Source organism: Plantactinospora sp. KLBMP9567, assembly GCF_033446045.1.
Lineage (GTDB): Bacteria > Actinomycetota > Actinomycetes > Mycobacteriales > Micromonosporaceae > Plantactinospora.
Genome location: NZ_JAWQRR010000002.1, coordinates 48,450 through 69,210, shown reverse-complemented (window position 1 = coordinate 69,210; position 20,761 = coordinate 48,450). Strand labels below are relative to the sequence as shown.

Below are 20,761 nucleotides of genomic sequence, written 5' to 3'. Positions count from 1 at the left end.
GGTCTCCTGCGTTCGGTGGGTTCAGGCGTCGGCCCAGACGGTGCGGGCGGTGCCGCCGAGGGCGCGGGCGAGGGACTCGGCGCGGGCGCCAAAGGCTTTGCGGGTACGGGCCGGGACCGTGCCGAAGCCCTGCAGCGACAGGGTCACTGCGGCACGGCTCTGCTCGTGCCTCCAGACTCCGCAGATGCGCCCACGGTCGAGCAGCACCGCGGAGATCCAGCCCTGCGGCCGGTAGATCTCCTCCTTGCGCTCCGGCGGCAGCAGCGCCTCGTGGTTGCGGGGGCAGGCGGCCACCACGTACGGGTCGAAGCCGGGGAGCAGCCGGGCGTGCGGTCCGCGGGGCAGCGCGGCGGTCACCAGCTCCGCCAGGTCGGCGGCGCGGACGAAGCCGCGATGCCCCGCCACGTCGACCGGGGTGAGTTCGTCGCCGAGCGCGGCCATCGCCCGTCCGGCCTCGGCCGGCTGACAGCCCCACCAGCGGGCGAAGTCCTCCCGGGCCACCGGCCCGTACGCGGCCACGAACCGGCGGACCACCTCCGCCAGAGCGGCGTCGGGGGCGATCGAGTCCCACTCGGCGTCCACCCAGTCCCGGGGGTTGACGAAGGTGACGTTGCGCCCGCGTCCGCTGCCGAAGCACAGGTCGCCGCGGTACGCGGACGGCTTGAACAGGTCACCCCATCCGGAGCGCAGCCGCTCGGCCATCTCGGGTCGGCCGATCCGGTCGGACACCGCGACGGCCAGTTCCTCGCGGGTCAGCTCGGTGCCGGACAGCGCCTCCGGGATCGCCGCCTGGATCGCGTCCAGCTCGTCCCGGGTGATGCCCTGGTAGCGCAGCCACGACGGGGTCAGGTGCCCGCGGCGCATCCGGCCGGCCGCGGTCCACAGTGGCATTTCCGCGGCCGGCAGCAGGTGCAGCGTGCCGCGCATGGCCCAGGTCTTCACCAGCGCGCGGTCGGTCACCGCGGCGGCCACGTCAGCCGGTCCGAGCTTGTCCGACCGGACCGTGACCGCGAGTTCGGCGCAGGAGGCGATCTGCGCGTGCAGGCCGCACAGCCGGGACGCGACGCCGGTGACGGTGTGTCCCGCATCGCCGGGGTCCCCGGCGAGCAGGTGCCGCCCTAGGCGGAAGGCGAGCACCTGCTCCCAGGTGACCGAGGCGGCGGGTTCGGCCCCGGTCATGCCGCCCGGTTGGCGGTCATGAACCGGCGAAGGCTGGCCGGCCGCAGATCGGTCCACACCCGATCGATGTGGTCCAGGCATTCCTGGCGGGTGCCGGTGAAGCCGGCGTCGAGCCATCCGGCCGGTAGCGTCCGGTCGCTCCACCAGACGGAGTACTGCTCCTCCTCGTTGCGGACGACGGTGAACTGCTCGTCGTTCTCCGGGGGCGTCATGTCGTCTCCTTCCGTCGCTCCTAGATGTTAACTAGAGTTATTTCTTACGGCTCCATTGTCAACCCCAGTAAGCATAACTACAGTCAACTCCCAGGCGGCCGCCGTCTCGTGTGGCCCGCACCCCCGGAGGGAGAGCCGTGACCCACTCTTTTCCGCCACACATCGTGGATCTCGTCGTCCGCCAGGTTCAGGCCCGGCCGGACGCCACCGCGGTCAGCGCCGGCGACCACTCACTCACCTACCGCGACCTGGACCGGGCGTCCGACGCCGTCGCGTCCCGACTGATCGCGGCCGGCACCCGGGCCGACGACGTCGTCGCGGTGCTCGCCGACCGCTCCCCTGATTTGATCGCCGCACTGCTCGGCGTCCTCAAGGCCGGCGCGGGATATCTCGTGGCCGACCCGTCCGCGCCCGCCGAGCGACTGGCCTGGATCCTCGGCGACGCCGCACCGGCCGCGATCCTGACCGGATCCGGGCATATCCCGCCCGGCGACCCGGCGGTGCCGGTGCTGCCCCTGACCGGCCCCGCCGCCGGGCCCGCCGTCCCGGTGCCGGTCTCGCCCGGCACGCTGGCGTACGTCAGCTACACCTCCGGATCCACCGGCCGCCCCAAGGGTGTCGCCGTGCCACACGACGCGGTCGTCCGGCTGGTGCACGACACCCGCTGGGCGAGCTTCGGACCGGACGACGTGTTCCTGCAGGCGTCCCCGGTCGCGTTCGACGCGTCCACCCTGGAGATCTGGGCACCGCTGACCACCGGCGGGCGGCTCGCCCTGCACCCGCCCGGCCCGGTCACCCCGCCGAGCATCGCCGCGACGGTCGCGGACGAGGGTGTCACGGTGCTGTGGCTCACCGCCGGGATCTTCCATCAGCTCGCCCGCACCTCCCCCGACGCCCTGCGCGGCGTCCGGCACCTGCTGGCCGGCGGAGACGTGGTCGCGCCACGGCAGATCGCCCAGGTCCTGGAGGCGGTGCCCGGGCTCACCTTCACCAACGGGTACGGCCCGACCGAGAACACCACCTTCACCACCTGCTGGACCAGCACGACCGCCCCGGCCGCCGGGAGCACCCCGATCGGGCGCCCGATCGACGGGACCGGCGTTCGGGTCCTGGACGACGAGCTGCGCCCGGTGCGGCAGGGCACCGAGGGGCGGCTGTGGGCCACCGGCCGCGGCCTGGCCCGCGGGTACCTGGGCCACCCCGGGCTCACCGCCGAGAAGTTCCGGCCCGACCCGTGGGGCGCCCCCGGTGACCGGATGTACGACACCGGCGACCGGGTCCGCGTCGGCCCCGATGGCGCGATCGAGTACCTCGGCCGGGACGACCAGCAGGTCAAGGTCCGCGGCTTCCGGGTCGAGCCGGGCGAGATCGAGCAGACCCTGCGCCGCCGCCCGGAGGTGGCCGACGCGGCCGTGGTCGCGCAGACCGACCCGGTGACCGGGACCCGGCTGGTCGGGTACGTCGTGCTGGCCGGCGCCGACGGGCCGGAGACCGCCGCCGCGCTCCGTCGCAGCCTGCGCGCCGAGCTGCCCGAGTACATGATCCCGGCCGCCGTGCTGCCGCTGGACCGGATGCCGCTCACCACCAACGGCAAGGTGGACCGCTCCCGGCTGCCCGCCGCGGTTCGCGCGCCCCGTACCGCGGAGGGTGACTACCACCCGCCGTCCACGGCCACCGAGGCCGAGCTCGTCGATCTGTGGGGCCACGCCCTCCAGGTCGAGCCGATCGGCGTGGACGACGACTTCTTCGAGCTCGGCGGGCACTCGCTGCTCGCCGCCGAACTGGTCGGCGAACTGCACCGCCGGTTCGCGGTCCGGATCCCGGCCCGCACGCTCTACCGCGACGCGACCATCCGCCGGCTCGCGGCGGTCGTCGACGAGCTCCGGGACACCCTGGCGGTGGCGGCATGACCGCAACCGCCGTACCCGCCACCGGCCGCTGCCCGTTCGGCTTCGGCGCCGCCGCGACCCTCGATTTGATCGACCCCGGCCTGTACGCCCACGGGGACCCGCACCCGATCTGGCAGGGCCTACGCGAGCACGACCCGGTCCACTGGCAGCAGGTCGGCCCGGATCTCGGCTTCTGGTCGGTGACCCGGTACGCCGACGTCGACCACGTGCTGCGCCGGCACGATCTGTTCACCTCCGAGGAGGGATCGCTGCTGACCGTGCTCGGACGCGGCGATCCGGCCGGCGGTCGGCAGATCGCGGTCACCGACCCGCCCCGGCACTCGCAGATGCGCGACCGGCTGCAGCGCGCGATGACCAAGCGGTCGCTGGAGACCCACGACGGCATGATCCGGGCGGAGATCCGGCAGTTGCTCGCCGCGATCACCGACAACACCCCGGTCGACGTGGCCGCCCTGCTCACCGACCTGCCAATGGCCGTGACCGGCACGCTGATGGCCGTGCCACGCGCCGACTGGCCGCGGCTGACCCGGCTCACCAACATGGCCATCGCGCCGGACGATCCCGAGTACGCGCTGCCCGGCGGACCCGGTGAGACCCTACGGGAGGCGCACCGCGAGCTGTTCGCGTACTTCCAGGACCTGCTGGACGATCGCCGCCGGGCCCCGGGCGAGGACCTGATCAGCCGGCTCGTCGCCACCGAGGTGGACGGCCGGCCGCTCGGGTCGAGCGAGATCGTGTCCAACTGCTACAGCCTGATCGTCGGCGCCAACACCACCACCCCGCACGTCCCGGTCGGCGCGCTCGCCGAGCTCGACCGCAGTGGCGGCTACCGGGACTGGGCCAGCCGCCCGGAGCTGCTCGCCTCCGGCATCGAGGAGGCGCTGCGCTGGGTGTCCCCGGCCAACCACTTGATGCGTCACGCCATTGTGGACAGCGAGATCGCCGAGGTACGGATCCGGGCCGGCGACCCGGTGGTGGCCTGGCTCGGATCGGCCAACCGGGACGAGCGCGTCTTCGACCGGCCGCACCGGTTCGACGTACGCCGCAAACCCAACCGGCACATCACCTTCGGCGCCGGGCCGCACTACTGCATCGGGCACGCCGTTGCCCGGGCCACCCTGCGACCGCTCTTCGCCGAGCTGTTCGACCGGATCGAGTCGTACGAGGTGACGGGCGAGCCGCAGCGGATGGTCTCCAACTTCATCGCCGGGTACAAGCACCTCACCATCACCGCCCGGCTGCGGGAGGTGACGTTGTGACCGGCAAGTGGCTCACCCGCGCGCCCCTGGCCGAGTCCGCGGCGCTGCTGTTCTGCCTGCCCTACAGCGGGTGCGGCGCCAGCATGTACCGGTCCTGGCCGCGCTTCGTCGGCGGGATCGAGCTGTGCCCGGTGCAGCTACCCGGCCGGGAGAACCGGATGCGGGAGCCCGTTCCGGACACGTACGAGGAGCTGGCCGCCGCGGTGGCCGCCGCGCTACGGCCGGAGCTGGACCGCCCGTACGGGTTCTTCGGGCATTGCGGGTCGGCGCTGCTCGCATACCAGACCGCGGTGGAGCTGCAGCGCACCGGCGCGCACCGCCCCGCCCACGTCTTCGTGTCGTCCCAGGTGGCGCCTGACGAGGGCCCGTGCGGGCGGTTCCTCGGCATGGGCCGGGACGCGCTACGGACCGAGGTCGCCGAGCTGATGCGGCGCACCGGTTCCACCCCGGTGCCCGACCTGGTCGAGCTCTGCCTGGACGTGCTCACCACCGACCTGGCGGTGAACCGGCGCTACCGGCCGGAGACCCGGACCGTGCTGGACGGTCCGCTGACCGCGATCGCCTGGACCGACGACGCCGAGGTCGAGCCGTGGCGCACGGAGGGCTGGGAGCGCTACGGCACCCCGAGCCGCCGGATCGTGCTCGACGGCGGCCACCACACCTTTCTCGACGCCCCGGCGCGGCTGCTCGACCTGTTCGTCACCGGTCTCGTCGCCGGCTCGGAGTTGGAGAACGCCGGCCTCGCCGGCTCGGAGATGGAGACCATCGGATGACCACCACCCAACTCCCCCGGCCCGCCCTGACCATCCCGGAGCCCGCCGAGGCGCCCGCCGACGGCACCACCCTGGTGCACCGCCTCATCGAGGCGCGGGCCAAGCGCACCCCGCACGCGCTGGCCGCCACCGCCGGCCGCGAGCGGCTGACCTACCGCGACCTCAACGCCCGGGCCAACCGGCTGGCCCGCACCCTGCGCGCCGCCGGTGTGCGTACGGAGCAGCCGGTCGCCCTGCTGATGGAGCGCTCGCTGGAGATGCTGGTCGGCTTCCTCGCCGTACTGAAGTCCGGCGGCGCCGCAGTGCTGCTCGACCCCGGACATCCCGACCAGCGGCTTCGTACCGTGGCCGCCGCGACCCGGCCGCGGCTGGTGCTCACCCTGGAGTACCTGCGCCGCCGGCTGCCCGAGTTGCCCGCCGTGCTGCTCGACACCGACCGGCCGGAGATCGACCGGCAGGGGCCCGACGACCTCAACGTGCCGGTACACCTGGACAACCTCGCGTACCTGGTGCACACCTCGGGGTCGACCGGCGAGCCCAAGCGGGTGGGCGTGCTGCACCGCTCGGTCGCGCACAGCATCGCCACCCATCAGGCCGGGCACCGGATCACCGCCGACGACCGGGCCGCGTGGATCTCTCCGCCCGGCTCGTCGGCCGTGGTCGGCGAGATCTGGCCGTACCTGGCGGCCGGCGCCAGCGTGCACGCCGCGCCCGCCGGCATCGTCGCCGACGTCGAGGACCTGCGCGACTGGCTGCTGCGGTACGCCGTCACCAAGGCCTTCCTGCCGATGCCGCTGGCCGAGCTGATGGTCAACCTGGACTGGCCGGCCGACACCGATCTACGGCTGGTCACCATCGGCAGTGACACCGTGCGCCGCTGGGCGTCCGCCTCGCTGCCGTTCGAGGTGGCCGTCTCGTGCGGCTCGGCCGAGGCGAACGGGGTCACCAGCAGCCTGGTCCCGTGGGACGGCCGGCTCACCAACCGCACCGCCACCGCCGCCGACCGGGCCGGGCTGCCCCCGGTCGGGCGGCCCTGGCCGGACGTGCGCCTGCACCTGCTGGACGCCGCGCTGCGCGCCGTGCCGCCCGGGGCGATCGGCGAGATCTGCGTCGACAGCCCGGAGCTGGCCCGCGGCTACCTCGGCGCGGCCGGCCTGACCGCGGACCGGTTCGTGCCCAACCCGTACGGGCGGCCCGGCACCCGGCTGTACCGCACCGGCGACCTCGGCCGGATTCGCTCCGACGGGCATCTGGAGCACCACGGCCGCACCGACCGGGACATCAAGATCCGCGGGTTCCGGGTGTCGCCGGCCGAGATCGAGGCCGAGCTGCTGAAGCTGCCCGGGATCCGGGACGCCGCGGTGGTCGCGGTCGAGGGCGGGACCGAGGGCGCTGACCGGCGGCTCGTCGGGTACGTCGTCGCGGATCCCCGCCCGGACGCGGCCCGGATCGTCGCGTACCTCGCCGAGCGACTCCCCGCCTACCTGGTCCCGGCGGCCGTGACCTTCCTGGACCGGATGCCGCTGACCCCGAACGGCAAGGTGGACCGCGCCGCCCTGCCCTCGCCCGACTGGGTGTCGATGGCCCGCTGTGGGGAGCACCGGGAACCGCGGGACGAGCTCGAGGCCGGGATCGCGGACGCCTTCGGCGAGGTGCTCGGCCGCACCGGCGTGGGCGCCGAGGACAACTTCTTCCACCTCGGCGGGGACTCGCTGACCGGAGCGCGGCTGGCCCAGCGCCTGCGGGCACTGCTCGGCAAGCGGGTGCCGCTGCGCGTGATCTTCCAGAATCCCACCCCGGCCACCCTGGCCGGGCGGCTGCGCGCCTGACACCATGCTCTACGAGATGATGCCCGGAACGCCGGGCGCCGTGATCGACCGGCTGGTCGGCCGGCTCCGGGCCTGCCCGGACGTCGCCGCCTGGGCCGTCGGCCTGGCCGGCCGCACCTTCGTCGTGGTCAGCGGCGACGAGTCGCGGGTGCCCCCGCTCGACGCGGCCACCGCCGAGGTGGTGCTCGCCGAGCACAGCACCACCGACCGCGGGTACTGGCTCGTCGGCCGGGAGAGCCGGGTGGCGCCCGACCAGGTGCGGATCGGCCGGGCCGTGGTCGGCGGCGGCGACGTGTGGTGCGCCGCCGGACCGTGCGCCCTGGAGTCGGTGCCGGACACCCTGGAGACGGCGCACGTGCTGCGCGCCCAGGGCGCCCGGGCGCTGCGGATGGGACTGTTCAAACCGCGCTCGAGCCCGTACCACTTCCAGGGCAAGGGGCGCGGCGGGCTGGCTGACCTGGCGGCGATCCGGGCCGAGGTGGGCCTGCCGGTGGTGACCGAGGTGCTGGATCCGCGGGACGTGCAGGTCGTCGCCGAGGTGGCCGACTGCCTGCAGGTGGACACCCGCAACATGTCCAACCGGGCGCTGCTGGCCGAACTGGGCACGATCGACCGGCCGGTGCTGCTCATGCGCGGGCTGCGCTCGTCGGTGTCGGACTGGCTGCGCGCCGCCGAGTTCGTGTTCAGCCGCGGCAACCGGGCGATCGTGCTGTGTGCCCGCGGGGTGGCGACCTTCGACGACTCGCTGGCCTTCCAGCCCGACTTCGGCGCCATCCTGGCCGTCCGGCAGCGGTGCGACCTGCCGGTCGTCTTCGACCCCAGCCACAGCACCGGACGCCGGCACGCGATCGCGCCGGCCGCACTGGCCGCCTTCGCGTTCGGCGCCGACGGCATCCTGCTGGAATCGTTCCTGCGCCCGGAGCGGCTCTACCGCCCGGGCGACGGCGACCAGATGTACCCGCCGGGCCGGGTGGCCGAGCTGCTGGAGGCGTGCCGCCAGGTGCGGGCGGTCTTCGACCGGGTCGACGTCTGACGCAAAAAAAGGGGGCGGTCATCCACTGTGGATGACCGCCCCAGTCCTGTGCGGTGTCAGCCAAGCTCTGATACCGCGGTGGCCGGCGCAGCGGCCGCGCCGACGACGATCCGCTCCAGCGTGGCGAGCTGAGCATCGATCGACTCGGCGTACCAGAGCGCGCTGTTGTACTCAGCGCCCAGCTCCAGCTCGTCCCCGCGCTGCATGGCGGTGTACGAGATGTCGTACCGGGACGCGCCGCTGGAGACGTACCGCCAGGTCGACGCGCAGCCCGGCAGGTCCAGGTTGATGTCGTCGCCGTGCTGCCAGGCCACGGTGACCTGAACCAGCGGCAGCCGGTTCGCCTCGCGCCGCACGCCGAGCAGCCGGGCCACGTCCGGCAACGGCAGGCCCTGGTTGTCGTACGCGTCGATGGTCACCTCCCGGACCCCGGCGACGACCTCCGCGAACGTGGCCCCGGACGGCACCCGGACCCGCAGCGCCAGCACGTTGACCGAGCACCCGACGAGTTCGCGCGCGTCGGCGCGCTGCCGGTTCTCGGCCGGCGCCCCGACCACGAACTCCTGCTGCCCGGACAGCCGCGACAGCAGCACCGCGCACGCCGCCGCGAACACCACGAACGGCGTGGCCGACAGCTCCGTACCCAGCATCCGGACCGCGCTCATCAGCGGCACCGACGGCACCCGGTCGTAGTGGGCACCGGCGAAGCTCAGCCCCTCCGGCGCCACCAGGTCGGTGCGCAGTCGCAGCTCCGGCACGCCGCGCAGCGCAGCGGCCCAGTAGTCGCGCTGGCGGTCCCCGGCCGGGCCGGCCAGCCAGTCGCGCTCCCACCGGGCGTACTCGGTCCAGGTCAGCGCGGGCGCCGGCAGCGCCGCCGGCCGGCCGTCCCGGGCCGCCCGGTACGCGGCCACCAGATCCCGCCGGAACGTGTACAGGCCGACCTCGTCCACGGCGATGTGGTGGAACACCACCAGCAGCCGGGCCCGGGCCGGCCCGGCCAGCACCAACTGGGCCCGGACCGGGAACTCGGTGCGCAGGTCGAACCCGGACGCCGCCTGCTCGCGGGCCAGCCGGTCGGCGGCCGCCAGGGCCCGCTGCTCGCCGAGGCCGGTGAGGTCGTGGACCTCCAGCTCCGGTCCGGCGCCGGGCACGACCTGCTGCACGGGGCCGTCAGCGGTCCACTCGTACCGGCACCGCAGCGCGTCGTGCCGGACGGTCACCGCGGCGAACCCCGCCGCGAGCGCATCCGGATCGAGCGCGCCGGTCAGGTCGAACTCCAGCGGGATGTTGTACGTCGGCCCGCCGGGGGCGAGCTGCTCCATCACCCAGATCTGCCGCTGCGCCCCGGTCAGCGGGGCCGGACCGGGATCGGCGGCGGCCGGTTCGGCGGCGGCCGGCAGCAGGGCGTCCAACTCGTCGCGGCTGAGCCCGGCCAGCAGTTGCAGGGCCTGCACGGCGTCCGGCTGCCCCTGGCAGATCACCCGGGCCAGACCGTCCACCGTGGGGTGTTCGAAGATCGCCCGGATCGGCGCTTCGATGCCCAGTTCGTCACGGGCCAGCAGGGCCAGCCGGGCCACCATCATCGAGTGGCCGCCGTGCTCGAACACGTCGTCGTGCGGGCCGTACCCGGGGTCGCCGAGCTCCCGGCGCCACAGTGCGAGCAGCGCCGGCCGGACCGTGTCGAGGCCGGGCGGGTCGTCGAGGTCCGGCTCGGCACCCGGCTGCCGGGCGGCGGAGGCGTACCGCGGGACGGCGTCCGGCGGCAGCGCGGCGACCTCGTCCAGCGGCACGGTGATGCCGCCGATGACCGGGAACCGGTCCGCCGGGCCCAGGTCGACCACGACGCCACCCGGCCGCCGGTACCCGACCCGGCCGGTGTCCGGGCCCGGCGGGACGAGCACGTCGTCGATGCGCCCGCCCGCTCCGGCGCGGTGCAGCCGACCGAGCGCGAAGTCGGGGGCCACGCAGTCGCCGATCAGCACCTCCCGATCCGAGCAGGACCGCTCCTCCGCACCCAGCATCGGCAACCGGCCCAACTCGAGTTCCGGGTCCGCGCACCCGGCGCGCAGCACCGCTTCCAGGTGCCGGATCAGGGTACGCACGTACGCCGCCTCGAACAGCGCGTCGTCGTACTCCACCCACAGGGTCACGTCGCCCGGGCCGACCTCGGCCTCGATCAGCAGGTCGAAGCGGGCACGGCCGCGCGGAATCTGCTCCTCGGTGGCCCGGACCGGGCCGAACGGCACGCCGTCGGCCACCTTCGGCGACTGGGTGACCATCACCTGCACCAGCGGCGGGATGCTCGGGTCCCGGCCGGTGAGGCCCTCGACCATGCTGGTGAACGGCACCTCCTCGAACTCCAGTGCGTCCAGCACCGCGTCCGTGGTCTCGGCGAGCAGGCCGCGGAAGGACGAGTCCGGGTGCGGACGCAGTCGCAGCGGCAGGGTGTTGGCGAAGAACCCGACCACGTCGTCGAAGCCGCCTGGGCTCCGTCCCGCGCAGGCGGTGCCGATGATCACGTCGTCGTCCCCGGTATGCCGGTGCGCCACCGCCGCGAACGCCGCGATCAGCACGCAGGCCGGGGTGCTGCTCTCCCGCATCGCGAAGTCGAGCAGACTGCGGGCGGACGCCGGATCCAGGTCGAACCGCTCGCGCTCGCCGTGCTCGGACTTCACCGCCGGCCGGAGCCGTCCCTTGTGCAGGTCGAGCAGTGCGGGGGCGCCGGAGAGCCGATCCCGCCAGTACGCCTGCCCCTCGCTGCGCTCCCCGCCGGCCAGTGCCGCCCGCTGCCGCGCCACGTGGTCGGCGAACCGGGCGGCCGGCGGTGGCAGCACCGGCGGTCGGCCGGTCAGCTCGGCCGTCATCAGCTCGTCCAGCTCGGTCCGGATGAGCGTCAACGACTCCCCGTCGGCGACCAGGTGGTGACACCCGATGAGGAGCAGGTGCTCGCGCGGGCCGAGGCGCAGCAGCATGCTACGGGTCAGCGGCCCGGCGGCGATGTCGTACGGGCGGTCGGCGAACTCGCGGGCGATCCGCTCGGCCGCCGGGCGGCGCTCGTCCGCCGGCAGGTGCCCCAGGTCGTGTGCCGGGCCGGTGGTCAGTGACAGGGATGCCAGGTACCGGCACACCGGCGTACCGTTCTCGGTCGGGAACGTGGCACGCAGCGACTCGTGCCGCTCCGCCACCGCGTCCAGCGCCCGGCCGAGCAGGCCGACGTCGAGGTCGCCGTCCAGCCGCAGCTGCCACAGCTCGTTGTACAGCCGCGCCGCCGGGGACAGGTTCTCGATGAACCAGAGCTGCTCCTGGGCGTACGAGAGGGGCACCGGCCCGGCGGCAACCGTCGGGGAGTCGAGCATCACGTCCTCCTCGTCCTCAGCGCGGCCGGGCGGCCAGGATCTTGGTGACCGAGTGCGTGTGCGGCTCCGGCACGTCCGCGTGCGACGAGATGATCGTGATGTCCTCGACCCGCAACAGTTCCCAGCCGGTGTACATGCGCAGGTACTCCTGGTGCGCGGGCAGCAGCCGGGGCGGATTGACGTGCCGGTCCAACTGCTGCGCCCGGTCGTTGAACGAGCAGAGCACGTGCACCCCGCCCGGCCGGGTCGCCGCCTGGAGGTTCCGGACGGTTCGCCGGGCCTGGTCCAGGCTGGAGTTCCAGTGCAGCACGCTGTCGCAGACCACGACGTCGTAGCCGCCGCCCGGGACGGCCAGCGAGACGTCCGCCATCCCCCAGGTGATCCGCGGCTCGTCCGGCCAGAGCTGGCGGGCGTGCTCCAGGGCCAGCTCGGAGATGTCGACCGCGTCCACGCTCGCGCCGGCACGGGCCAGGAAGGCGGTGTTGCGGCCCTCTCCGCAGCCGGCGTCCAGCGCGCGGGCGCCGTCCAGCGTGACGTGACGGTCCAACGCTTCGACGTACGGCTCGGGCTCGACGCCCCACAGGCACGGCGTCAGGGCGTACCCGTGGTCGCAGCCTCCGGCGTTGGCGGCCGGGTCGCTGATCGCGGCGGTCATCGGTTCTCCTTCGGAGTGATCTCGTCCAGGGTGCGGACCTTGGGCACGGGCGAGAAGATCAGCCACAGCAGCGCCAGCGGCGTGCCGACGGCCGACACGTACAGGGCGTTGTGCAGACCGATCCAGTCGCCGAGCAGGCCGGCGCCGACCGCGCCGATCGGGATGACGCCGATGGTGACGAACCGGAAGCTGGCATTGACCCGGCCGCGCATTCGACTCGGCGTGATGGTTTGGCGCATCGTGATGCTGGTGATCGCGGAGATCACGATGCCGAGTCCGACGATCAGGTAGACCGCGCCGAAGAGCACGGCCTGCACCGGCTTCGGCCCGCTGATGAACGGCAGGGCGACCATCGGGGCGACGGTCAGCGCGGTCGACCAGACCAGCGCCGGGCCGACCCCGATCCGGTCCACCAGCTTGCCGGTGATCAGGGCGCCGAGGGTCCCGCCGACGCTGCCGACGGCGAAGACCACCCCGATGACACCGGCGCTGAGGCCGACGTCGCGGCTGGCGTACACCAGGAACAGCACCATGACGATCTGGGAGAAGAGGTTGAACGTCGCGGCCTCGGCGGCCAGGGCGCGCAGGTGCGGGTTCCCGAACGTGGCGGCCAGGCCCTCCTTGATGTCCCGGAAGACGCCGCGGACCCCGCCGGTCTCGCCGCGGATCAGGTCGTCCTCGGACTCGCGGTGCCGCATCGCGCTGAGGCTCAGCGCGGACAGCAGGAAGCTGAGCGCGTCCACAGCGATCGCGAACGGGGCGCGCAGCGCCTGCACCAGAATGCCGCCGAGACCGGGACCGACGACGCCGGCGATCTGCTGGGTGCCCTCCAGCTTGCTGTTCGCGTTGATCAGCCGGTCGTTCTCCAGCAGGGACCCCACGAACGCCGGGTACGCCAGGTTGAACACGACCGTCAGGCAGCCAACCACGAAGGCGGCGACGTAGAGGATCGGCATCGAGAGGATGCCGCCGAGCGCCAGTAGCGGGATGATGCCGAGTGCGAGGAAACGGCCCAGGTCGGCCGCGATCATCAGGCGGCGGCGGCGCATCCGGTCGACCAGGACGCCGGCGAACAGGGTCAGCACCAGCCCGGCCAGGTCCTTCAGGCCGCTGAGGATGCCGATCTCGGTGGCCGACGCCCCCAGGAAGACCAGGGCGGTGAACGGCAGCGCGATCTCGGTGATCTCACTGCCGATCGTGGACACGCCCTGCCCGAACCAGAGCAGCCGGAAGTCACGCTTGGAGTGGTCGCGCGGCGGGGCCGGCTCGGGGGCCGGCTCGGGAGGCGGGGTGGTCGCGGGTGCGAGTTCGGTGATCATCGGTGAACCTCCTGGCGAACTGATCAGGCCGCTGCCGGGGTGGCAACGGCAGGCACGCCGGCACAGCGGCGCAGCTTGTCGAGGGCACGGCCGGGGTCGTCGGCGACGACGGTGAGCCGTGAGGTGGCGAAGACGCCGCCCGCCGGGTCGCAGAACGGGTCGCCCCGGTACGGCACCTCGGCGGCATGGCCGGTGGCGACGACGTCACCGCTGACCGTGTGGTCGTCGTACAGCGCGAAGATCGGCAGCCCGGTGGCCATCGCGGCCAGCCGCATGGTGCCGGAGACGCGCGGGTTGATCTCCAGGACCCGGGCCACGCCGTCGGCGGTGACCAGGTACTCGATCTCGATCAGGCCGACCGCGTCGGCGGAGACGGCGAGCGCCCGCGCGCCGTCACGCAGCCGGCGTTCCAGGGCCGGGTCGATCGACTCGTACGGGCACAGCCGCAACCGGCGCCAGGGCGGCACCAGCTCGGTCGAGGTCGGCCCCTTCCAGATCGGCGGCAGGGTCACCACCCGCTCGCCGTCCCGGAAGACGACCATCGAGTACTCGACGCCGTCGGCGTACAGCTCGGCGATCTCGTCCGGGGCCGGAGCGCGGTCGCTCAGCCGGGCCAGCACGGTCCCGCGGCTCTGCGTGCCGTGCCGGTCCTTGATGACGACGAGCGGGTCCCCGGCGACCCCGGGCAGCCGGTTGCCGGTCGTCCAGGGCAGGCCCGGGCAGCCGCAGGCGTCGAAGAACTCCTTCATCAACCGCTTGTCCAGCCCGATCCGGGTGGCCCGGCCGGACTGCGCGATCGGCCGGAACCCGGATCCGGCGAGTGCCTGCGCCAGGGTCCGGTCCCGGTAGAGGGTGTCGTGGCTCGAGTGCAGCACCACCCGGCGGGAGCCGATCCGGGACAGGGCGTCGCGGACCACGCCGACGTCGACGGCGGGCGCCTCGCCGAGTACCAGGGTGCGGTCCGGGCCGCCGGAGCCGAGGAAATGCGGAAACCAGACGCCGACGCTCGCCGGCATGACCAGGTGCGCGGCCGGTTCGGTGGAACGGATCATCGGACTCCTCCCGCGGCCGCACGAGATCCCGGTACCACCGCCGTGGCAGCGGCCGGGACCGGCGGGCGGGCCGACCCCAGCCGGTCGAGGGCGGCCCGGAACGCGGCCCGGTACGGCTCGACCAGCGCTCCGGCGGTGTCGTTGAAGTACGGCCCGGGCAGGCTGACCCAGCCGTCGTGCAGCGCCTCGGCGACCGGCAGATCGCCACGACGGTGCCGGAAGTGCCGGGCCAGCACGGCCGGCGGGTACGGGCGCCGGTGCCCGGGCTCGGCGCCGGTGAAGATGCTGGTCAGGTGCAGCGGCCGGGTGGCCGGCACGTCGGCCTTGACACCCTGCTGGCGCAGCACCGCCACGAGGTCGTCCCGGCTGAATCCGGCCCGCTCGGGGTCGACGGTGACGACGACGTCGTACCAGCCGCCCATCGTCACGTGCGGGGCGATCACCGGACCGGTCAGCCCGGGGTGCGCGACCAGCGGCTCCAGCAGCCGGTACACGTTGGCGCGTTTCGCGGCCACCAGCTCCTCGATCCGGTCCAGGTGGCTCTGCGCCAGCACCGCCGCGGGCGGGCTGATCCGCAGGTTGCCGCCGAGCCCGACGTCGGCCAGCCGGCGCAGCCGCGGATCGTGCACGGTGCGTTCGCTGCGCTGCTTGAAGGCGGTCAGCAGGCAGGCCAGGTCGTAGTGCCGGGAGTCGCGGGCGAGCAGCACCCCACCCATCCCGCCGGAGACGAGTTTGAGCCCGCCGATACTGAAGACGGCGAGGTCGCCGAAGGTGCCGACGGGCCGGCCCCGGTACGTGGACCCGTGCGCGTGCGAGCAGTCCTCGACGAGGGCGAGCCCGCGCCGCCGGCACATGGCGGTGATCTCGTCCATCGGCGCCGGGTGCCCGAACAGGTGGGTCACCGCCACCGCCCGGGTCCGCGGCGTGACCGCCCGCTCGATGCTCGCCGCGCTCACCGTGCCGTCCGGGCCATCGCTGTCCACGAGTACCGGCACGGCGCCGAGCAGGAACAGCGGTGAGGCGGTGGCGAGGAAGGTGAACGTCGGCACGATCACCTCGTCGCCGGGCCCGAGCCCGAGCGCGAAGTACGCGGCCAGCAGGGCGCTGGTCCCGGAGTTCAGGGTGAGTGCGTGCCGCCCGTCGTGCCGTCGGGAGAACGCCGCCTCCAGGCCGGCGATCTCCGGCCCGTGGTCGTAGTCGAAGGAGCGGCCGCGCCGGATCAGCTCGGCGGCCCGGTCGGCCGCCGCGCGGTCGTAGACCGGCCAGCGCGGCGGGTGCGGGATGACGACGGGATCGTCGGTGCCCATGACGGCCTCCTAGGCGGCGACGGCTGCCGGCGCGGCCACCGGGCGGGCCGGGACCGGGACGAGATCGGCCCGGACCCGCGCGAGCAGCCCGGCCGGGTCGGCGTGGACGAAGAAGTGACCGGCGTCGAAGGTGTCGAGGACGAAGCCGCCGCACGTCTCCACAGCCCAGGCGGCCATCCGGTCCGGTGACGCCTCCGGGTCGGTGCGCCCGGCGAAGGCGTGCACCGGGCAGGACAGCGGCGGGCCCGCCGGGCGGGCCGCGGTCTCCACCACGGCCAGGTCGGCACGGACCGCGGGCAGCACCAGCCGGCGCAGTTCGGCGCTGTCCAGCACCTCGTCCGGGGTACCGCCGAGCCGGCGCAGGTGGGCGACCAGATCGGGTTCGCTCAGGTGGTGCGCGGCCGGGCCGGGTGGCGCGGCCGGGCCGGGCGAGGCGGCGACGAACAGCCGTTCCGGCGGCCGGCCCGCTGCGGTGAGGACGTGCGCGGCGTGGTGGGCCACCCGCGCGCCCATGCTGTAGCCGAACAGCGCGTACGGCTGGGCCGGCTCGGCCCGCATCGCTCGGGTGAGCCGTTCGACCAGGGTGGACATGGCGGCCACCGGCGGCTCGCCGATCCGGTTCTCCCGTCCCGGCAACTGCACCGCGACAACCTCGGCAACGCCGGTCAGACCGGCGCCCCAGCCACGGTAGAGGGAGGCGCTGCCACCGGCGTACGGCAGGCAGTACAGCCGCATCGGTGCCTCGGGGTCTCGCTGGTGGATCCGGAACCAGGGGTTCATCGCTCGCCCTTCCCCGCGGCGGCTAGGACCGCGGTCGTGTGTTCGGTGTCGGGGCCCGCCGTCAGGCGCCGGTGTCCGGCTGCCCGCCACAGCGCGGCCGGCCGGCCCAGGCTGGTCGCCTCCGTCCCGGCCAGCCGGTAGTAGTGCTGGATCGCGGCGTCGCCGGTGAGCCCGTACGTGCCGTGCAGGTGCAGCGCCCGCCGGGTGACGCCGGTGGCCGCCTCGGCGGCGACGGCGAGGGCCTGGATCGCGGCCAGCTCCGGTTCGCCGTCGGCCGGCGGCCAGCCGCGCGGCTCGTCGGCCGCGGAGTCCGGGATGCCGGCGGTGTCCCGGTCGGCCAGCCAGGCGGCGTACGCGGTGAGCAACCGGGCCTCCTCGATGTGGACCAGGTCGGCGGCGAGGGTGAAGCCGGTGGCCTGGAAGGCGGCGATCGGTCGGCCGAACTGGCGTCGCTCACCGCTGCGCCGGACCGCCAGTTCGTGCGCGCCGGCGGCCAGACCGACGAGGTAGCCGGCCTGACGGATCCGCGCGCGGACCAGTGCGCCGCCGGCCGGGGGCGGCGCCACGGCCGGTGGACGCGCGCCCGCGGCGACCTCGGCTGCGGCGGACGGGCCGGTCTCCGCGGCCAGGCATCCGGACCGGTACGTGTCGCACGCCGCAACCCGTCCGAGCTCCTCGGCCACCACGACGCCGTAGCTCAGCCCGAGTCCGAGCCCACCGGCGGCCGGCGCGATCTCGAGGCCGTGCAGACCGAGCCGGCCGAGCAGGTCGTGCACGTCGCCGCGCGGCGGTACGTCGTGCAGCGCCCGGCGCAGCGCCGCGCGCAGCTCGTCGTGCAGGGCGTCGGGCAGTGGCCTCATCGCGCGCTCCCGGACAGGGATCCGGCGATCAGTTCGAGCATCACCTCGGAGACGCCGGCCGAGATGGTCAGGCCGGGCGCCTCCCGCCAGGCCGATTCGAGGCAGCGGGCGCGGCCGGTGGCCGGGGCGGCGGCCGCGCCGTGCAGTGCGGCGCCCCACTCGGCCACCGCGGCGGCGGACTCGCTGGTGTGCAGCTTGGCCATCGCCGCGAACACCGGGTCGAAGCGGTCCTCCTCCAGCCGGGCCAGCGCGGCCCAGGCGAGCAGCCGGGCGGCGTCGACGCGGGCGCCGTGCCGGCCCAGGTCGGCCAGGCTGTCGGCGGCGTCGCCGGGAGTCAGTGCGGCGCGGGCGGTGTCGTACCAACGGGCCGCCTTGAGCGCGTAGTCGAGCCCGGTGCGTTCCATGGCCAGCGCCGTGGTGAGCGCGGCCCAGCCGGCGCCGGGTTCACCGAGCACATCGGACTCCGGAACGAACACCGCATCCAGGTCGACCCGGTGGAAATGCTCATCGGCGAGGCTGGGTATCCGCGCCACGCGGACGCCGGGCGCGTGCAGGTCGATCAGGACGAGGGTGATGCCGTCGTAGCGGGATCCGGAGTCGCCGGTGCGCACCGCGGCGAGCGCCACGTCGCAGAGGGCGGCCTTGAGGCTGTAGATCTTCGTGCCGCTCACCAGGTACCCGCCCGGCGCCGGCTCGGCCCGGGTGGTCAGCGCGGCCAGGTCGGACCCGGCCTCCGGCTCGGTGTAGAGCACGCAGGCGAACCGCTCCCCGGCCGCGAACCGGGGCAGCCACCGTTGTTGCTGGTCCGCCGTGCCGATTGCGCGCAGCACCGACCCGACGATCTGGACGGTGTTGATGTGCAGGGTGTCCGGTACGCCGGCCCGGGACAGCTCCTCGGCGACCACCGCAAGGCTCATCGGCCCGCCGCCGAGGCCGCCGAACTCGGCCGGCCAGTCGGGAGCGAGGACGCCGGCGGCGCCGATCGCCCGGTAGAGCGGGCGTTCGTCGGGTTCGCCGGTGCCCGCCGCGAGGTCGTCGATCGCGCGGCGGACACCGGGCGTCGCCAGTACGGCGCGAACCCGGGCGCGCAGCCGGCTCTGGTGCGAGTCGAATCCGAAGTCCACGGCGCCTCCTTTCTCTAGTGAATCGGAGATTACTCCAGTAAAGTTCGCCCTGTCACTCCCGTAAACACGATTTCCTGAGGAGGAGCGGTGACTGTTGACAGCGAGCTGCTGCGCCGGCTCAGCCGCATCCCGGCCGACCGGCGGACGAGCTTCCTCACCGGACTGCGGGCGGCCACCGCGCCGCCGGCGCCGCCACCGGACGACATCGAGACCCTGATGCGCGAGTGGGCGCCCGACGAGATCCCGCGCACCCCCCGCACCCTCACCGAGGTGTTCGCCGAGACGGCCGCCCGGCATCCCGGCCGGGTCGCGGTCGTCGACGGCGCCGGACGCCGGACGTACGCCGAGCTGGCCACCGAGGTCGAGCAGCTGGCCGCCGCCCTGCGCGCCCGCGGCGTGGACGCGGAGCGCCCGGTCGCGGTCCTCACCGGACGCGGCGACGCACGGGCGGTCATCGGGATCCTGGCCGTGCTGCGGGCCGGCGGGTACTGGGTACCGATCGACCCGGGCAATCCGGCCGAGCGCATCGCCGCGGTGCTGCGCGACGCCGATCCGGTCCTGGTCCTGACCGACGCCGGCACCGAGCCGGTGCTGCCACCGGACGGTCCGCCCGTGTTCCGGCTGGACCGGCCGTGGCCCGCCGCGCCCCCGCTCGCCGCCTCTCCCGGGCACCCGCACCGGCTGGCATACGCCATCTACACCTCCGGCAGCACCGGTGTGCCCAAGGCGGTGCAGCTCGAACACGCCGGCGCGGTGCACTTCGTCGAGACCGTCCAGCGGATGTTCGGGCTCACGCCCGAGGACCGGATCATCCAGTACGCGTCGCTGGGCTTCGACGTGTCGGTGTTCGAGATCTTCGCCGCCCTGCTGACCGGCGCCGCGCTGTACCTGCCCGGCGACGACGAGCGGCTGTCGGTGACCGCCCTGTCCGCCGCGCTGCGCCGGGAACGGATCACCGTCGTGGACCTGCCACCGGCCATCCTGGACCTGCTCGACCCGGCCGGGTTCCCGGACCTGCGGGTGGCCTTCGTCGGCGGCGAGGCGTTCACCGGCGAGCTGACCACCCGGTGGGCGCGGCACTGCCGGTTCCTCAACGGGTACGGCCCGACCGAGTGCACGGTGACCGTGGTGGCCAAGGAGTGCACCGGCGAGTGGACCACGTCGCCGCCGATCGGGCGGGCGATGGACAACCACGTCGCGTACGCCCTCGACGAACGGCTGCGCCCGGTGCCGGTGGGTGAACCGGGCGAACTCTGCATCGGCGGTCCCGGCCTGGCCCGCGGGTACGCCGGCCGGCCCGGCCTTACTGCCGACCGGTTCGTCCCGGACCCCTGGGCCCGCCACCCGGGCGACCGGCTGTACCGCACCGGTGACCTGTGCCGGTGGACCGCCGACGGCGACCTGGTCTTCCTCGGCCGCAACGACCGGCAGGTACAGGTCCACGGGCACCGGGTGGAGCTGGGCGACGTCGAGTCGGCCCTGGTCCGCACCGACGGGGTACGGCAGGCCGTGGCCACCACCGAGGACGGCGGCCAGCTCGTCGCCTACATCGTGCCGGTCAGCGCGCCGGCCGACCTGGCCGCGATCCGCGCCCGGGCGGCCGAGCTGGTCCCCCGGCACATGGTTCCGGTCCTGCTCGTCGAGGTGGACGCGATCCCGCTGACGGTGAACGGCAAGACCGACCTGGCCGCGCTGCGCCGGATCCGGCCGGCCGGTGGCGACGACGGTGCGGCCGAGCTGACCCCGGCCCAGCGGCGGTTGCGCGACACCTGCCTGCTGCCGGTGCTCGGGCCCGTCGCCGCCGGCCCGGACGACGACTTCTTCGAGCTGGGCGGGGACAGCATCCAGGCGATCCGGCTGCTGTCCCGGGTACGCGAGGAGTTCGGCGCCGAGATCCCGCTGAGCGACTTCCTCCGCGCGCCGACGCTGGCCTGGCTCGCCGGCACGGTCGAAACGGCCGCGACCGCCGGACCGGGCAGCGACCTGGACGCCATCCTCGCCGGGCTGGCGGACCTCTCTGACGACGAGGTCGAGGCGATGCTCGCCGAGTGAGCGCCGGACGGTGACGGGCGGCGGATCCCGGATCGGGGTCCGCCGCCCGTCGTGCCGGGAC

The 20,761-nt window shown here is 74.2% G+C and carries 16 protein-coding genes; 6 read left to right on the top strand and 10 right to left on the bottom strand.

The genetic code is table 11. The features are described from left to right. Positions 1-21 precede the first annotated feature (21 nt). The gene (locus R6Y94_RS00290) at positions 22-1,179 is read right to left on the bottom strand and encodes a winged helix DNA-binding domain-containing protein (protein WP_318393672.1); all 1,158 of its coding nucleotides are present in this window, start codon (positions 1,177-1,179) and stop codon (positions 22-24) included. Next, entirely contained in the window at positions 1,176-1,391 is a 216-nt protein-coding gene (locus R6Y94_RS00285; RefSeq protein ID WP_318393671.1) for an MbtH family protein, read from the bottom strand. Before R6Y94_RS00285 ends, R6Y94_RS00290 begins: the two co-directional genes overlap by 4 nt. A gap of 137 nt (positions 1,392-1,528) precedes the next feature. Between R6Y94_RS00285 and R6Y94_RS00280 the strand changes: the two genes are divergently transcribed. Genes R6Y94_RS00280 through R6Y94_RS00260 form a run of 5 tightly spaced genes read left to right on the top strand, consistent with a single transcriptional unit; the run spans position 1,529 to position 8,195 of the window. Continuing rightward, entirely contained in the window at positions 1,529-3,301 is a 1,773-nt protein-coding gene (locus R6Y94_RS00280) for a non-ribosomal peptide synthetase (protein WP_318393670.1), read from the top strand. After that, positions 3,298-4,560: a cytochrome P450 gene (locus tag R6Y94_RS00275; protein WP_318393669.1), complete on the top strand. Its 1,263-nt coding sequence runs from the start codon at positions 3,298-3,300 to the stop codon at positions 4,558-4,560. Before R6Y94_RS00280 ends, R6Y94_RS00275 begins: the two co-directional genes overlap by 4 nt. After that, positions 4,557-5,333 (top strand): thioesterase II family protein, encoded by a 777-nt coding sequence (locus tag R6Y94_RS00270; protein ID WP_318393668.1) that lies wholly within the window; start codon positions 4,557-4,559, stop codon positions 5,331-5,333. Before R6Y94_RS00275 ends, R6Y94_RS00270 begins: the two co-directional genes overlap by 4 nt. Then, a complete protein-coding gene (locus R6Y94_RS00265) occupies positions 5,330-7,162 on the top strand; it encodes a non-ribosomal peptide synthetase (protein ID WP_318393667.1) in 1,833 nt (610 codons plus the stop codon). Before R6Y94_RS00270 ends, R6Y94_RS00265 begins: the two co-directional genes overlap by 4 nt. Before the next feature lie 16 nt (positions 7,163-7,178). Beyond that, a complete protein-coding gene (locus R6Y94_RS00260) occupies positions 7,179-8,195 on the top strand; it encodes a hypothetical protein (RefSeq protein ID WP_318393666.1) in 1,017 nt (338 codons plus the stop codon). Between the two features lie 56 nt (positions 8,196-8,251). Here the strand turns inward: R6Y94_RS00260 and R6Y94_RS00255 are convergent, their stop codons facing one another. The 8 genes from R6Y94_RS00255 to R6Y94_RS00220 are packed head-to-tail and all read right to left on the bottom strand — an operon-like array spanning position 8,252 to position 18,648. Next, positions 8,252-11,551 carry a condensation domain-containing protein gene (locus tag R6Y94_RS00255; protein WP_318393665.1) on the bottom strand — a complete coding sequence of 1,100 codons (3,300 nt, stop codon included), beginning with the start codon at positions 11,549-11,551 and terminating at the stop codon, positions 8,252-8,254. A 16-nt stretch (positions 11,552-11,567) separates the two neighbouring features. Then, entirely contained in the window at positions 11,568-12,206 is a 639-nt protein-coding gene (locus R6Y94_RS00250; RefSeq protein WP_318393664.1) for a class I SAM-dependent methyltransferase, read from the bottom strand. After that, entirely contained in the window at positions 12,203-13,525 is a 1,323-nt protein-coding gene (locus tag R6Y94_RS00245; protein WP_318393663.1) for an MFS transporter, read from the bottom strand. The genes R6Y94_RS00250 and R6Y94_RS00245 overlap by 4 nt, the downstream gene beginning before the upstream one ends. 23 nt (positions 13,526-13,548) lie before the next feature. Further along, a complete protein-coding gene (locus R6Y94_RS00240) occupies positions 13,549-14,577 on the bottom strand; it encodes a hypothetical protein (RefSeq protein WP_318393662.1) in 1,029 nt (342 codons plus the stop codon). Continuing rightward, positions 14,574-15,884: a DegT/DnrJ/EryC1/StrS family aminotransferase gene (locus R6Y94_RS00235; RefSeq protein ID WP_318393661.1), complete on the bottom strand. Its 1,311-nt coding sequence runs from the start codon at positions 15,882-15,884 to the stop codon at positions 14,574-14,576. The genes R6Y94_RS00240 and R6Y94_RS00235 overlap by 4 nt, the downstream gene beginning before the upstream one ends. A 9-nt stretch (positions 15,885-15,893) precedes the next feature. Then, entirely contained in the window at positions 15,894-16,664 is a 771-nt protein-coding gene (locus R6Y94_RS00230; RefSeq protein WP_318393660.1) for a thioesterase II family protein, read from the bottom strand. Then, the gene (locus R6Y94_RS00225; RefSeq protein ID WP_318393659.1) at positions 16,661-17,524 is read right to left on the bottom strand and encodes an acyl-CoA dehydrogenase family protein; all 864 of its coding nucleotides are present in this window, start codon (positions 17,522-17,524) and stop codon (positions 16,661-16,663) included. The genes R6Y94_RS00230 and R6Y94_RS00225 overlap by 4 nt, the downstream gene beginning before the upstream one ends. Beyond that, positions 17,521-18,648, bottom strand: a complete 1,128-nt coding sequence (locus R6Y94_RS00220; RefSeq protein WP_318393658.1) for an acyl-CoA dehydrogenase family protein — start codon at positions 18,646-18,648, stop codon at positions 17,521-17,523. The genes R6Y94_RS00225 and R6Y94_RS00220 overlap by 4 nt, the downstream gene beginning before the upstream one ends. Positions 18,649-18,735: 87 nt before the next feature. Here R6Y94_RS00220 and R6Y94_RS00215 point away from each other — a divergent pair, with 87 nt between their 5' ends. Beyond that, entirely contained in the window at positions 18,736-20,700 is a 1,965-nt protein-coding gene (locus R6Y94_RS00215; protein WP_318393657.1) for a non-ribosomal peptide synthetase, read from the top strand. The last annotated feature ends 61 nt before the right edge of the window (positions 20,701-20,761 follow it).